This is a genomic window from Rhizobium jaguaris, from assembly GCF_003627755.1.
GTDB classification, from domain to species: Bacteria; Pseudomonadota; Alphaproteobacteria; order Rhizobiales; family Rhizobiaceae; genus Rhizobium; species Rhizobium jaguaris.
The window spans coordinates 1,178,940-1,193,799 of sequence record NZ_CP032695.1 but is presented as its reverse complement, the minus strand read 5'-3'; the positions used below and the strand labels follow the sequence as shown (position 1 = coordinate 1,193,799).

Here is a 14,860-nt window from a genome sequence, read left to right as displayed (position 1 = left end):
CACGATGAATTACCTGTCTGGTTGTAGCATCCGCATCCGCAATACAGTCACCTGAAATCGCATTGATAGCTCTTCTGCCATTATCTCACGATGAAGCGGAGTTCATGACGATGACTGCATCTACGTCTTCGCAAGGCGGCACTGTTGCCGACCAGCTTCTCGACTATCTGGTTCTCGAACGCGCGACCCTGATGTTCGGCGTTCCGGGCGCCGGCATCGCGCATTTGCTGGATAGGGTCAAGCAGCGCCCCGAATTCACCTACGTCGTGTGCCGGCAGGAGTCTGCCGCTGCCTATATGGCCGACGGCTACTTTCGTGCGACCGGCAAGCCCGGCGTGGTGCTGGTCACCAGCGGCCCCGGCGCCACCAATGCGCTGACCGGCACGATGAACGCGTATTTCGGCGGTTCTGCCGTCATCACACTCACCGGCGAGGTGCCGCAAAATTTTCTTGGCCGCGGCTACCTTCAGGAGGGCACCGATTGCGGGCTCAATATTCGTGATATCTACGCCGCGGGTACGCGTTACAGCGCTGATATCGCAGCGGCGGCCGGCGCACCAATCGTTATCGAACAGGCGCTGCGCGACATGCTTTCTATTCCGCGGCGCGCTGTACGTCTCGGAATTTCCGACAACGTCGCTTCGGCAAATATCGATGACGAGGACCCCTATCAAATAGTTGCGCCGCGACCGCCCGCTCACCCCTCGAACTATCGCACACTGCCGAGGGGCGCGCCGGCGGAAAGCGTCCGACGGGTACTGGAGGTGCTGTCGACGGCGAAACGGCCTCTGATCCTGCTCGGCAACGGCTGCCGTGAGGCGGTGCGGGATTCCCAAACCGCCGATGCGCTTCGGTGTCTGGCGGAGTGGTGGCAAGTTCCGGTCATGACGACATCGGACGGAAAGGGCATTTTTCCCGAGACGCATGATCTGTCGTTTCGCGCCTATGGATTTGCCGGATGCCAATGGCCACAGTATTGGATGATCGGCCAGGGCGCTGCTGCCGCTCATGATGCGCTGCTCGTCGTAGGCTCGTCGCTCGGCGAGCTTGCGACTTATCGCTGGAACCCGATGCTGGTGCCGAAAGGTCCGTTCATCCAGATCGATATCGACCAGTCGATGATCGGACGCGGCTTCCCCGTCACCGACGGGATCGTCGCGGAGGCTGGTGCCTTCATCCGAGCCCTCTGGGATCAGGCGCCGGCGTGGCCGGCGGACCCCGCGGTCGTTGCGGCGCGAGCGGCCGAGATCGCCGAAATCAAGAAGGACCATTCGCCATTTTCGTCGCCAGAGAGCTACAACTCGGAGAACGCGCCGCTGCAGCCCGCCGCCCTTTGCCGGACGCTCAACGAATTGCTGCCGGATGATGCCTTCATCTTCATCGATTGCGGTAATTGCGTCGGCTGGGGACTGCACTCCCTTATCGTCGACCGCGGTCAGGAATTCCACAGCGCGCTGGCGATGGGGCCGATGGGCTTTGGCGTCTGCGGTGTGATTGGTGCCAGGATGGGACGGCCCGATCGCCTTGCCGTCGCGCTGGTTGGGGACGGAGCGTTCCTGATGCAGCTCGGCGAGGTCTCCACCGCCGCCGCGCACAAGGTGGGCGCCATCTGGGTCGTTTTGAAGGACGACGATCTGAAAATGGTGGCACAGGGAATGGAGATGATGTTCTCGAAGGACGGCAGCTTCAACGAGGCCTACAGCCTTGGAGCGACCGACCTCATAAAGGTGGCGGAGGGGCTCGGCGCCGATGCGATCGATGTGGGTAAGCCCGCCGACCTTCGGGATGCATGGCAGAAGATCGTGGATGGCGCCCAAAGCGGACGGCCGCAGGTGATCTTAGCGCATATCGACCCGAAGGCTGCGCCTCCATATTGGAGCCCGCCTTATTGGCAACAGAAGGTCGACTGAGGGAGGGGGAACTCATGGACACATTGCCGGACGTCGACGTTGCCATCGTGGGCGGTGGGATGAGCGGCATCTACACGGGCTGGCGGCTGCTGACATCGCGGCTGACCGGCTCCAAGCTTGCAGGTTGGGAAGCTGCTCGCGGAAAACTCAAGGTCACTCTCTTTGAAGGAAGCGAGCGCATTGGCGGGCGGCTGCTTTCGGCTCGTTCGCCGCATATGCCGGACACGACCGCGGAGGTCGGCGGCATGCGCTATGTCGCCCCGGCGCAGACCCTCGTCACAAGCCTTGTCGAGTGCGTGTTGAAACTGCCATGGCATGAGCAGGTTGTCGATCTTCCTGGTAATATTGCCTTCCTGCGCGGGAAGCTTCTGCGCACCAGCGACCTCGGCAATGCGGCAGCCCTGCCCTACTGGCTCGATCCGGCGGAAGCGGCATGGCTGGCCGCGGGAAAGGGGGGAAGTCCCGCAGGGCTGATCGGGCGCGTTCTGACGCGCCTGATGCCTGACCTCATGGCGCATCTCAATGCCGGAACACTGCGCCAATATCTTGAGACCGTTACGGTCGATGGATTGCCGTTGTGGCAGCATGGCCTGTGGAACCTGCTTGCCAAGGGCATGAGTGCGGACGGATATGCGGCCGCCCGCGCGACTGTCGGATACGACTGCCTCGGTGGAAATACCAACGCGCTCGACTTGACCGCCGAGTATTTCGATTTCACCCCCAATGTCAGCTACCGCATGGTCAACGGCGGCTACGAGACGGTGCCATGGGAGCTTCAGAGCCGCTTCCAGGCCGCCGGTGGCGAGATCCAATTTCAACAATGGCTTGCCGGTTTCGCCGGCACCACGCTCGACGACGGCTCTCAGGGCATCACGCTACGATTTCAGGATGGTACGACAAAGACGGCGCGCGCCATCGTGCTCGCCATGCCGCGCCGCTCCATCGAACTGCTGGATCCGGAAGGCGAGGTCCTAGGCCCGGCGAATACCCAATTCCGGCAGGACCTCGCATCCGTTGCTCCGATCCCGCTGTTCAAGTGCTTCCTGCTCTATCCAAACTGCTGGTGGCAGGATTCGGGGGTCAGTTCCGGCCGTTCTCTTACCGACATGCCCATCCGGCAGTGCTACTACTGGCCCGCCGGACAGCAGGGGACGACCATTCCGAAGCGCGACGCACCCGGCCTCGTCATGGTGTACGATGATCTCCTGAACGTCGGTTTCTGGGAAGGGCTGGACAAGCGGGCGGAAGTCCACAAGGCCGGCCTGCCGCTGAGCTTGAGAAGTCCAGGCCACCATTGGCCGATGTTCGAGCCAAAGGCGGTTGAAATGACGGCGGAATCGGCCGATCCCTTCGCCAAACGGCTCATGGAGAATTGGACACAGCATCCGGCCACCAAGCAGATGGTGAACGAGCTCCATCGCGAGCTCATGCAGATGCACGGCAAGGACAGCGCGCCGGAACCCATTGATGCCGCCTATATGGACTGGTCGCGCGATCCCTTCGGCGGTGGAGTCCATCTTTGGAACGTCAACGTCCGTTCGGATGTCATGCTCACACGCATGACTCAGCCGGTCGACGATTTCCCCTGCTACATCTGCGGGGAGGCATATTCAACCAATCAAACATGGGCAGAAGGGGCCCTGCAGACGGCCGAGATCGTCCTGCAGCAGCGGCTCGGTGTGCCGAAAGGCGAGTGGCAGGATGGTTGAGAACAATATCGGCGTCATCGGGCTCGGCTATCAGGTACCAGCCCTGGTCCGGCTTAACGATGATCCCATCTTCGATGCGCTGAAAAAGAACAGCTCGCAAAAAGAGATCTTGGCGCTGTTCCAAGGATTCGAACGACGGCATGTATTGGGACCCGACGAGTCGCTGGTCTCAATCATGGTGGCCGCGGCCGAGAAGGCGATGATCGATGCGGGCGTGACGGCGGCCGATATCGATCTGCTGATGGGCTGCGCGTCGCTCAGCCACTATATCGTGCCGAGTGATCTGGGAGCGTTGCATGGGCGCCTTGGTCTCCCGGAGCGGGCCATGCCGCTGCCCCTCGGAAACGACTTTTCCAACTTCACGGAGTCGCTTGTCATTGCCGATGCGCTGATCAGGGTCGGGCGGGTCCGGCGGGTTCTCGTGGTCGCCGGCGGCGACTGGACGCGCGCCGTCAACTATAACCAGGGCGCGTCGGTCAGCGCGGCAGACGGCGCAGGGGCGGCAGTGCTCGGCGTTGCATCAGCCGGTGTGCGCTGGATCGTTCAGGATCAGCAGGCTCTTGTCAGATCTGATCTTTATGGTGCGATGTACGTCAGCGGTGATCCCCTCAAGGCGGAGGGGCAGCCGGAGAACCAGGAATATAGCGGCCCCTATTTCCACATGACCCAGGAAGGCTACAACGACTTCAAATCTTTCGGCGGCAAGACCGCTGCGATTTCGGCACAGGAGCTGTTGCAGCGCCAGGGGCTTTCCGGCAGTGACATCACCCTCATCGGCCATCAGGCGTCGACACTCCTGCTGGACGCCTGGGCCGACGCGCTAAAAACCAAGCCGGCGCTCAGCACCATCAAGGATTTCGGGAACATGACCGTGGCCAGCATTGCCGTGACGCTGGCTGCTCGCGAAGAGGACATTGACACGCCCTATGTCATGCTCCTGGCGCTCGGCCTCGACTTGCATGCGCACGCTGTGCTGTTGCGGCGGGTGATGTGAACCACACACTATTTCAAGGCTGCGCCGAACTCGTCTGCGAGGCGTGCACGCTTGCCTTCGGCGCCCCATGCCTGGTATGCCGCCAACGCCTCGGGGAGCGCGCGGGGGATTTCGCCGGCTGTAAGCTGCACCCTGGCCAGGCATTCCAGAGCGAAGGCGCGGTCTTCCAAGTGGCCCGTATTTTCCGCGCGTTCCGCCGCCGCGCTCAGAAGCCGCTGGGCCGCCGCGATTTGGCCGGAACCCGCCTCGAGAAGTCCCTCGAGAATATCCGCCCTGGGGCCGAGCCAGGCCTCGTTCAAGGCTTCCCAATTGCGCATCTGGTCCGCGCAGTCCCACCCCTCGGCGCGCAATGCCTGAGCGTCCTCCGGAGAGCCGAAGGCGGCAAGCGCCAGCGCCGCAGCTCCGTGATAATGCACAAGCACGACTTCCGAAGGTTGTCCGGCGAAGAACGGCAACAGGGCGCGCGCCTTTTCTGCCCATGAAAGAGCACTTCGCCAGTCTCCGCCAAGCGCAGCCAAGCGCAGTTTCGCCGTATAATAGCCGGCAACCTGATTGCTGAACCGCGATTGGAGCATGGTTGCGAACTCAGTTTCCTCGTCCGCGGTCGCATCGGAAAGCTGGTCGAACGCGCGGGTCTTGCCGGCAAGCACACGGGCGGATTGCAGTTCCAGCAGGAGCGTGAAGGCGGAATTGCGCACCCGACCGCCGTTCCGCGCGAGAAGCGTGATACCGGTCGATATGACCTCGTCGATCGGACGGCCGGCCGCGGCGAGCAGGACGACGACGGTCGTGAGATTGAAACATCCATAGACGATTTCGCCGCTCGCCAGGCCAGCTTCGGCGCCCGCCTCTGCTCGTGCAATTCCTTCCTCCAGGTTTCCGACCCAATGATTGTGGAACCACACGTTGATGAAGGCGCAGCGGGCAAAGCTCGCGCCTTTGACGCGGGGCTGCAGTTGCAGGCTCAGATCGCTCCAGGCTGCACCCGTCCGTCGGTCGCCGGTCATCGCCGCATGGACAACCGAATACATCGCGTAGACATCCGGCGTGAAACCGGCCTGGCCGTGAGCGAGAGTCAGGCGCAGGCATCGCGTGCCGAGAAGCGCGAACAGTTCGGGCTGCTGACTTTGGTAAGCGTAGGGCGCGATACTCAGCAATAGCGGAACAAGGCTTGCGACATGCTCGTCCTGCAGTTGCGGCAGGTCGATGAGATCCGCCGGTTGCCTGTCGCCGAGCAGCGCGACGATCTGCTCCATCTCCTGGCCGATCGCCCTTTGGAGCCCCGCTCCGTCGTCTGGCACTTCGGAGCCGAGAAGGGCCGCACCATGCAGGCCGATCGAAAGGGATTGCCGCACGAATCCCAGACCGAAAACACGCTCGGCTTCAAGCCTGAGATAGTGAGTCGCCCGTACCGGTTCGCCTGCTGCCTCCAAGTGATGCGCGAGCAACGCGTAGATGCGTGATATGTCGAGGGCGCCGTTTTGCTCGTACCAGTCGGCGATTGCCCGGTGCAATTGCTTGCGCTGCCCGTAGAGCATCAGCTCATAGGCAACATCGCGCATGATACCATGGCAAAAGCTGTAGCCGTCCAACTCGTCGATGTGGTCTGGCTCCAGCATGCCCGCGCGGTGGTGCATCGCCAGGTGGCGGCCGACGACTGCCTGTTCGGCGTTGGCGGCGGGGTGGACAGCGGCCACAAGGGCGGTCGGAAAACGCAAACCCGCGGCGCTTGCGACCTTGAGCGTCACCTGGCTTTCAAGATCGAGACGGTCGATGCGGCGCGCCACCGCGGCGTGAATCGAATCCGGCAGAGGCAGGCGATCGTCGGCCAAATGTTGCGCGATACGACAGGTGCCATCCACCACTTCGATCAAGCCTTCGTCATGGAGCGCGCGGGCCAGTTCGAGACAAAAGAAGGGATGCCCCCGGGCGCGAGCACGCAGCAGGTTCGCCAGATCCGGCGAAATGCGTTCCGCGCCGAGCCGGGTCAGCGCCAGCCTATCCTGTTCTTCGTCCGAGAGCCCGTCCAGCTTCAGTCGCAGCGCGCCGCCGTCGGACAGCGTTTCGATCCGCGCGTCCTCCTCCATCGGCTGCATGGCCATCACCAGACAGAGACCGCGCACCGCACGAACGGCCTTCGTCGCCAGCGTCCAACTCTCGTCATCCAGCCACTGGGCGTCGTCGATCGTCACGAGCAACGAGCCGCCGGAAGCGGCGCGCCGGAGAAGCGAAACCAGCAAATCGAGCCGGGCCTCCACGCGCTGGGGGGCGCTCATCGCTTCCAATTCAGCCGATTCGGGAAAGTCGAGTTGCAAGACGGGGTTCAGGAGCGCTGCGCGCGGCGCCAGCTCCGGGCTGAGCGCGCTCAAAGCGGCCGCGCGCCGCTGTGACTCCGGCTGTTTGGCATCGAGACCGAGCAGTTGGGTAAGCACGCCTCGCCAGCCTCGATAAGGAACGCGATGCTCGATCCGGTCCGCGACACCGCCCAAAGTCGTGGATCGCTCGGTCGCCAGACGATGATGCAACTCCGCCAGCAGGCGTGATTTACCCATCCCAGATTCCGCCTCGACAAGGACGAATCGAGAAATGCCGGATTGGGCCGCATCTTCCAGGGCGCTCAGAATGCGCTTGAGTTCTCGCTCGCGCCCATACATCAGTTCGTCGAACTCGGCGCGATCCTGCCGCCTGGGTGTCCAGACGGGGACATTGAGGTCCATTCCACGCACCTGGCTGTGACCGATCGGGACGAAGGATATGACATCCTGTGCCCCGCGGACCGTGGCTTCATCGCACTGGATCGTGCCTTGCTGCAAACCCTGGAGCCGGGCGGCAAGATTGACCGCTTCGCCATAGGTGGTCCAAGCGCGGAAGACATCGTTTCCAATCAATCCGCAGAACGCTGTCCCCGTCGCGACGCCGATACTGCTGGGCTGGCCTATGCCGCGCAGCGCATCACGCATGTCGACGGCACATCGCACCGCCCGCACCGGATCATCCGCGTGCGCAACAGGCGGAATCCCGAAAACGACGACGAGGTTTGCGCCGCGCTCGTCCACCCGAAGTTGCTGTATGAACCCGTCTTGCTCAAGGACCTCTGGCTCGATTGCGGCAACGATCGACTCCAGCCGGGATAAAATGTCCGACGAAGCGTGATCCAACCGAGGGAGGGCCACGAACACGACGGATATGCGCCTGAGCTCGGCGGTCCAACCGAGAAGCCTGCCATCGAGGCGGCGTGCGACGGGGAGAGGCACAAGACTGGCAAGTCGTTCGCGCGCTTCCGCAGTCAGCGGCGGAATGGCCAATGGCGTCGGGTCGGGCGCACCGCGCAATGACGTCAGGATCGTCGCCTCGCGGCCAGCCGATTGCACGGTTGCCGCGTCACCGAGGATCGAACGCGCAGCCGCGGAAACCAGCAACTGTCCCTTGGCCCGTGTAGTGCTAGCCTCTTGCAGATCAGCGAGCCCGTTTCCCACGGTCACGTGGAGTCGCAGGCTCCCGGTTCCGATCTCGGCAGTATGGCATTGCCCGAAGGCGAGCACGGCATGGAGTTCGATCGGCTCGCCCGAAGGCAAGCTACCGCGCGACGCGGCAAGAATTTGATGGCCGCACGCGGCTGCGCGCAGAAGAGCCTCATAAGGGGTCGAGCCAGCGCACGGCCAGCCGGCAAGCAGGCCATCGCCCGCAAACATCAGCGGCTCTCCGCCATGGGCGACGATCATGTCGATGAGCCCAGCGAAATGCAGTTCCAGCAGGTTTGCCAGATCTTCGATGCCGGCGGGTCCCGGTGCAAGAAATTGCGTTGTAATCCGGGTGAAGCCGACGACGTCGAGCCACAACAGGGCCATACGGCGATCCGGCGGTATGGAGGGCTCTTTGCCGAAGAGCCTCAGCGGCGGTGGCGCGAAACTCTCGATCAGCCGAGCCTCAAGCAAACTCCTATCCGACATAGGGGCCCCCACCCTTTCCCAGAAAGTTCAGAATAACGCATATTTGCGAACCGATCCACGCCCGTGAGCTCGTCGCGGGCAACGGTCCGCCTGGCTGCGCCGGCGGTGGCAACTGCGTTTTCATGGCGTCCGGCGACGGCTGCAATGCAAACGCGGTTGGACAGGGCTTGGACGACCCGCCCGTGGCCCGGAAATGCTCGCCCTCAGGAAGGGAGTGCCGTGGATCCTACCGATGGAGGCGATGTTTCTAGTCAGACGCGACGGCATAGTGGCGAGCAGCGACGTCATCATCGAGTGCGGCCGATGTACAGACGCGATAGGGTTGCGGCTGCGGAGTCGAACCGCCTGCTCCGGCGCGGTCGCCGACGAGCGCCCGGCGCTCCTAACCGCATCTCTCCAAGTGTCGAGGTATGTCTCAGAAATCTATCGCAAATGCGACGGTTTTTCAGTTGCCCAAAAGAACTAAACGACCTGCAACTTTCGTCCACTCTGTTTGCGGTCTACGACGACGGCAGTCGTAGTGGCGTAACATGCGCTTCAACGCCGACGTGTTTCATAGGAAATCCCTCGTCCTTGCGTCGGGTCACCAGGCAACCGCTTTGCCCATGCGGTCGAGATAGTCGAGACCTGGCTTGCCTTTCTTTGTAAGCAGCGTGGCCACGATATCCGGAATGGTTTCCTCAATACTGAAGGGAGCATTGGGTCCGCCGAGCCTTGTCCTGATCCAGCCGGGGGCCATCAGTAGCAACGCACGGGAGTCTCCTGCGTGACGGGCCGCGTAGCTTCGCATGCACTGGTTCAGGGCCGCCTTGCTGGCGCGGTAGATTTCGTAACCGCCTTTGTCGTTATTGGCGACACTGCCTTGGCCCGAAGACATGATGCCGATGAGGCCGTCGGCGGGCACAAGGTCCTGACAGGCCTCGATGATCCGCATCGGCCCCATCGCGTTCGTGACCATCACGCGCGCAAACTCCGCCGTCGAGATATCAGCAATTGTCTCGTTCCGGTCCCTGTTCGCCGTGCCGGCATTGACAAACAGCATGTCAAAGACCCGGTTCGCCAGTCGCGTCCGCATTGCATCGATTTGGATGGTTTCGCTGACGTCTACAGTCTCGATCTCGAGCTTTCCGTCGCTCCTCTCGGCAAGGTCATGAAGCGGTGTCCAAGTTGTCTTGTCGCGCACCGTGCCCACGACGGACCAGTTCCGTTTGAGGAATTCTGCCGCGATAGCGTGGCCGAGGCCCCGGGACGCGCCGACGATCAGGATGCTTGGCGATGGCTTGCCACGCTCGGCGATAGACATGATCCTTATCCCTTCCATTTTGTCGCCATCGTCGATACCGGGCAGGCCACGATTTCACCAGACGCACAGGAAGCAAACAACGATTGCGTTGAACGCCTTGCTGACATCTGGACCGTTGCCTATGGTGCCAGGATGTCGAACATCGATCTCAATCTTCTTGTTGCGCTCGACGCACTTCTGATCGAGCGGAGTGTGACCGCCGCTGCGCGTCGTCTCGGCTTGAGTCCATCGGCCATGAGCCGGACGCTGGCCCGGCTCCGACAGACGACACGCGATCCGCTGCTGGTACAGGCCGGTCGCCACCTTGTTGCGACACCCTATGCCGAGGAACTGGCTGCGCGCGTCCATGTGCTGACGAGGGAGACGCGGGCCGTTCTTCAGCCTGCCGCCGCAGCGCTGGATGTCGCCAGGCTCGAACGCTCATTCGTCATCAGGGCCAGCGAGGGCTTTCTGGACCTGTTCGGCGCGTCGCTTCTCTCCAACATCGCTCACGAAGCACCCGACGTCCGGCTGGTGTTCGTACCAAAACCCGACAAGGATGCGGAGTCTCTGCGCGACGGCGCCATCGATCTGGAAGTCGGCGTGCTGGGCACCAGGGCACCGGAGATACGGACCCATCTGCTGTTCCGGGACAGGTTCGTGGGCGCTTGCAGGATAGGCCACCCACTGCTGGCAGGGACGGTGACGCCGGAACGCTATGCCGCCTGCCGCCACGTCGTCGTGTCCCGCAGGGGCATCATTTCCGGCCCCGTCGATGATGCGCTCGCCACTCTGGGACTGAAGAGAACCGTGGCTGCCGTCGTGCCCGCCCATCCCGAGGCGCTGTGGATAGCGCGAGACTCCGACCTTGTCGCGCTGGTCCCGCGACTGTGTCTCGGCAATGACGCAATTGTCGACCGCGTCGCCATTCTTGGACTTGAAGTCTTCGATTTGCCCGTGGCAACACCGGGGATCGCCATATCCGCCATCTGGCATCCTCGGCTTGATGGCGATCCAGCGCATCGGTGGCTACGCCGTATCCTGTTTGATGTTTGCAAGGCGGCCCGCGTCCCAGACACAGCATGATCCGAGCGGTATGTTCACCCATCGGCGCGCCCCGCGCGGCCAAGGTTCGTTCCGTCAGACGCGGCGAAGACGCCTCCTTGTTTTCTGGCTGTGGGGAGCGCGCCTCAGGTTTGACGTGGAGGCTCGGTGGCCCCGCTGGTCCCGTCTCATGAAAAGCGAATGGAGCGTCCCGCCGTGAAACAGGCCCTGAAGAGGAAGACCTGAATTAGCGGTCTTCCCGTTGCTCTTCCGCCGCCAGATGCTGGAAGAGGTCAAGCGCGAGCGGTGTCAGCTCTTTCTCGCTGCGGACACAGATCGAGAGCCGCCGTGTCGCCCAATCATCCTGAAGTGGAAGGATGCCAATCTGCGTTATCCTTTTATATCGTCGCGCCGCCGTCTCCGGCACGAGACCGATACCCACGCCTTCACCGGCCATACGGCAAATGCCATCGAAGCTACGAAGCGCTATGCGCGTTTTGAGCCTGGTTCCCAGTTTGGCCGCCTGCGCATCGATATGGTCCTGCAAGGCGCCTCCAACCAGAGAAATAAAATGGTATTCAAGCGCATCGACAAAGCGAATACGCGGTCTTTTCGAAAGAGGGTGATCGCGCGCAGCAACGACGACGAGGCGGTCGATAGCGAACGGTCGCAAGATGAGGCCACCCGTTTCGACGGCACTTGACAGTATGCCTATCTCAGCAAACCCGGCGGAAATGCTCCTAGCGATCTCGGTGCTTTGGCGTTCCCGCAATTCGACATCGACTTGGGGACGAGCAGCCAACCAGGGGGCAAGCCGGGTGGGTAAAATCTCTGCGGTCGCGGCTGTGTTAGCAAGGACGCGCACATTAGCGCGCAACCCTTTCGCGTACTGTCCAATCTCATCACGCATCTGCGACATCTGATGCATGATAGCCCGCGCGTGATGAGCAAGGGCTTCACCCGCTTCCGTCGGCACTACGCCACGTCGACCTCGCTCCAGCAGCACAACCTCACCGTCTATCTCCATGTCCCGGAGACGTTCGCTTGCAGCCGGAAGGGACAGGCCGGCATCCGACGCGCCGTGGGTGATGCTTCCAGCATTCACCACGGCTAAAAAGAGGCGAAGATCGGTCAGGTCGAAGCGCACCGGATGAAGGTAGCGAATAATTAGCCTTCGGTCTAGCCGAAGCCAGCCGTCGGCAGATCCGCATTGTCAGTGCGGCGGCAGCTGATATCCAAGATGCATGTCAGACCTATCTGTTCCAATGATCGCCGCCACCGTCGCGACCTTTTTCGTAGCCGGCATCGTCAAGGGCGTTACCGGCATGGGCCTTCCCACGGTGGCCATGGGTGTGCTCGGCTCCCTCATTTCGCCGCTCGCCGCGGCGACCTTGCTGATCGTTCCGTCATTCGTCACCAATGTGTGGCAGCTCTTCGCCGGGCCTAGTTTTAGTTCAATTCTGCGAAGGCTCTGGCCGATGATGCTCGCCATTATCGCCGGAACGGTGCTCGGTTCATCATTCATCGCGAGCAGCGACACCATTCTTACAACGGCCACACTGGGAGGTGCGCTTGCGTTCTATTCGCTGTACACCTTGTTCGCGCGTCAACTAAACGTTCCGATGAAAATTGAACGCTGGTTGTCGCCATCAATCGGCGCGGCAACAGGCCTGATTACAGGCGTGACCGGTGTTTTTACCCTTCCAGCGGTACCCTATCTTCAGGCGCTTGGCCTCTCAAAGGACGATCTCGTTCAGGCGCTTGGGTTGTCGTTCACAATTTCAACCATCGCGCTGGCCGCAGGTATCGGTGCGCAGGGTGCACTTCAGCTTGATCAGATGACGCTCTCCGTACTCGCCGTCATCCCCGCTCTGGCTGGGATGTGGGCGGGTCGGTTCATTCGCGATCGGATAAGTCCATTGACCTTCCGCCGCGGATTTCTTGCTCTTTTGTTCCTGCTCGGAGCCGAGATGGCCGTCAGACCGCTCTTCTAGCGGAATTTTGCCAAATGCGTCTGAAAGCTGCCACCGGGAGCCGGTGGCAGCGCGTTCTCATCTGCTGATATAGGCAGCCAGTTCCTCCGGTGTTCCCCTGGGGAAGGCTTGCTTTAGATAATCGAGGAACGCCGACACGCGGGCGCTCAGCAATCTCCGGGATGGGTAGAGCGTCCAAAGGACAATCTCCGGTCCTTCGACATCTCCCCAATGCACCAAGGTACCGGCGGCTAGGTCGTGGCTCACCAGCGACACTGGGAGACGTCCCACGCCAAACCCCGCTCGTACCGCGTCCCGGACCATGATGAGCGATGATAGAGCGAGGACTGGTTCGATCATGATTGTTGATCGGCCAAGCGGCGTCATGATGTCCCAAGCCTGACGATCGCCTACCCCGCGAACAACGCCAGGGGCATTGAGGTCTGGGGCCGGACGGGCAAGGCCAGGGCTCGCCACAACGACCAGGCGGTCGCGCAGAAAGGCGCGCCCGACTAAGGTCTCATCCGGATCCGGATTAACCCGGATCACCAAGTCGTAGCCTTCCTCGATCATATCGACAGCCCGATCCTCCGTCGTAACCTCGAGCCTCACCTCCGGGCACTGCAGAACAAAACCAGCAGCGATCTTTCCCATCGCGGTCTGAGAGAAAAGCAAGGGCACACTGATGCGCAATTTTCCTCTGGGTCTTTGTCCTCCCGAGGCAATCGCCGATGCCGTTTCATCAAGCTCGGCGAGCAATGCGCCCGTCCGCTCGTAGAGCGCTCGCCCCTCCTCAGTGAGCTTCAAGTTGCGCGTGCCCCTTTCGAACAGGCGCAGGTCGAGGCTGCTCTCCAACTCCGCAACGCGACGCGACAGGGTCGCTTTGGGCCGCCCGGTGGCCCGTGCGGCTTTGCCGAAGCCGCCATGGCGGGCAACAAGATTGAAATCGGCGAGAGCAAGAAGATCCATGCGTGTTTCACCCACGAGACGGAGTGTCCAATTTTGTTGTCTATCGGACCATCAGTGAACCACGCATATTCGACCTGTCAAGCAAACCAACACGGAGAAATCCCATGACCATCCTCGTTACAGGCGCCACCGGCCGCGTTGGCCGCCATGTCGTTGAACAACTCGTCAAGCGCGACGCCAATGTGCGCATCCTTACCCGCGACCCCTCAAAGGCCAACTTCCCGGCCGCAGTTGAAGTTGTTCAAGGAGAACTGCTCGATATCGACGCGCTGCGCAAAGCCTTCACCGGCGTCAGCACGTTGTTCCTCCTCAATGCGGTTACGGGAGACGAGTTCACCCAGGCGATCGTTACCCTGAACATCGCCCGCGAGTCCGGCGTCGACCGGGTAGTCTATCTGTCGGTCATTCACGCCGACCGCTTTGTCAACGTGCCGCACTTTGCCGTGAAGTCAGGGGCCGAGCGCATGATCGAACAGATGGGCTTCAGCGCCACGATCCTGCGTCCGTCCTACTTCATCGACAACGAACTCATGATCAAGGACGTGATCTTCAACTACAATCTCTATCCGATGCCGATCGGAGGTAAGGGTGTTGCCATGGTCGATGCCCGCGACATTGCCGAAGTCGCAGCCATCGAACTGATCCGTCGTGACCAGGCCCCAGGCAAGCTGCCAATCGAAACCATCAATCTGGTCGGTCCCGACACGCTAACCGGAACGGCTGTGGCAGCGATCTGGTCAGATGTCCTGGGGCGCCCGGTTGCCTATGGCGGCGATGATCCGACCGGCTTCGAGCAGAATCTGGCGACCTTCATGCCGAAGTGGATGGCGTATGAGATGCGCCTGATGGCGGAGCGCTATGTCAGCGATGGCATGATCCCCGAGGCTGGTGATGTCGAGCGTCTGACGAAGATCCTAGGCCGTCCACTGCGTTCCTATCGCGATTTTGCCGCCGAGACTGTCGCTAACGCCTGATGCTCGGGCTATCTTGTAAAATGCGAACAGCAGGGCGACCTCTTGAGAAGGCGCC

At 61.7% G+C, this 14,860-nt stretch carries 10 protein-coding genes; 6 read left to right on the top strand and 4 right to left on the bottom strand.

Going from position 1 to position 14,860, the window contains the following annotated elements; genetic code table 11:
* Positions 1-110: 110 nt before the first annotated feature.
* The 3 genes from CCGE525_RS27825 to CCGE525_RS27815 are packed head-to-tail and all read left to right on the top strand — an operon-like array spanning position 111 to position 4,613.
* Complete coding sequence (locus CCGE525_RS27825; protein ID WP_245472325.1) at positions 111-1,910, top strand: thiamine pyrophosphate-binding protein; 1,800 nt, start codon at positions 111-113, stop codon at positions 1,908-1,910.
* Positions 1,911-1,924: 14 nt separating this feature from the next.
* Positions 1,925-3,619 carry a flavin monoamine oxidase family protein gene (locus tag CCGE525_RS27820; RefSeq protein ID WP_120707480.1) on the top strand — a complete coding sequence of 565 codons (1,695 nt, stop codon included), beginning with the start codon at positions 1,925-1,927 and terminating at the stop codon, positions 3,617-3,619.
* Complete coding sequence (locus CCGE525_RS27815) at positions 3,612-4,613, top strand: 3-oxoacyl-[acyl-carrier-protein] synthase III C-terminal domain-containing protein (RefSeq protein ID WP_120707479.1); 1,002 nt, start codon at positions 3,612-3,614, stop codon at positions 4,611-4,613. The genes CCGE525_RS27820 and CCGE525_RS27815 overlap by 8 nt, the downstream gene beginning before the upstream one ends.
* A gap of 8 nt (positions 4,614-4,621) precedes the next feature.
* Here CCGE525_RS27815 and CCGE525_RS27810 read toward each other — a convergent pair whose 3' ends face one another.
* A complete protein-coding gene (locus CCGE525_RS27810; protein WP_120707478.1) occupies positions 4,622-8,563 on the bottom strand; it encodes an AAA and adenylate/guanylate cyclase domain-containing protein in 3,942 nt (1,313 codons plus the stop codon).
* Positions 8,564-9,146: 583 nt separating this feature from the next.
* Positions 9,147-9,866, bottom strand: a complete 720-nt coding sequence (locus CCGE525_RS27800) for an SDR family oxidoreductase (protein WP_120707476.1) — start codon at positions 9,864-9,866, stop codon at positions 9,147-9,149.
* A gap of 132 nt (positions 9,867-9,998) precedes the next feature.
* Between CCGE525_RS27800 and CCGE525_RS27795 the strand changes: the two genes are divergently transcribed.
* On the top strand, positions 9,999-10,931 hold the full coding sequence (locus CCGE525_RS27795; RefSeq protein ID WP_120707475.1) for a LysR family transcriptional regulator: 933 nt from the start codon (positions 9,999-10,001) through the stop codon (positions 10,929-10,931).
* A gap of 205 nt (positions 10,932-11,136) precedes the next feature.
* On the opposite strand, the gene CCGE525_RS27790 is transcribed toward CCGE525_RS27795, so the two are convergent.
* Positions 11,137-12,036 (bottom strand): LysR family transcriptional regulator, encoded by a 900-nt coding sequence (locus CCGE525_RS27790; RefSeq protein ID WP_120707474.1) that lies wholly within the window; start codon positions 12,034-12,036, stop codon positions 11,137-11,139.
* A gap of 97 nt (positions 12,037-12,133) precedes the next feature.
* Between CCGE525_RS27790 and CCGE525_RS27785 the strand changes: the two genes are divergently transcribed.
* On the top strand, positions 12,134-12,883 hold the full coding sequence (locus CCGE525_RS27785) for a sulfite exporter TauE/SafE family protein (protein WP_120707473.1): 750 nt from the start codon (positions 12,134-12,136) through the stop codon (positions 12,881-12,883).
* A 57-nt stretch (positions 12,884-12,940) separates the two neighbouring features.
* Here CCGE525_RS27785 and CCGE525_RS27780 read toward each other — a convergent pair whose 3' ends face one another.
* Positions 12,941-13,831: a LysR family transcriptional regulator gene (locus CCGE525_RS27780; protein WP_120707472.1), complete on the bottom strand. Its 891-nt coding sequence runs from the start codon at positions 13,829-13,831 to the stop codon at positions 12,941-12,943.
* Positions 13,832-13,935: 104 nt separating this feature from the next.
* Between CCGE525_RS27780 and CCGE525_RS27775 the strand changes: the two genes are divergently transcribed.
* Positions 13,936-14,805, top strand: coding sequence for an SDR family oxidoreductase (locus tag CCGE525_RS27775; protein WP_120707471.1), 870 nt, complete (start codon positions 13,936-13,938; stop codon positions 14,803-14,805).
* The last annotated feature ends 55 nt before the right edge of the window (positions 14,806-14,860 follow it).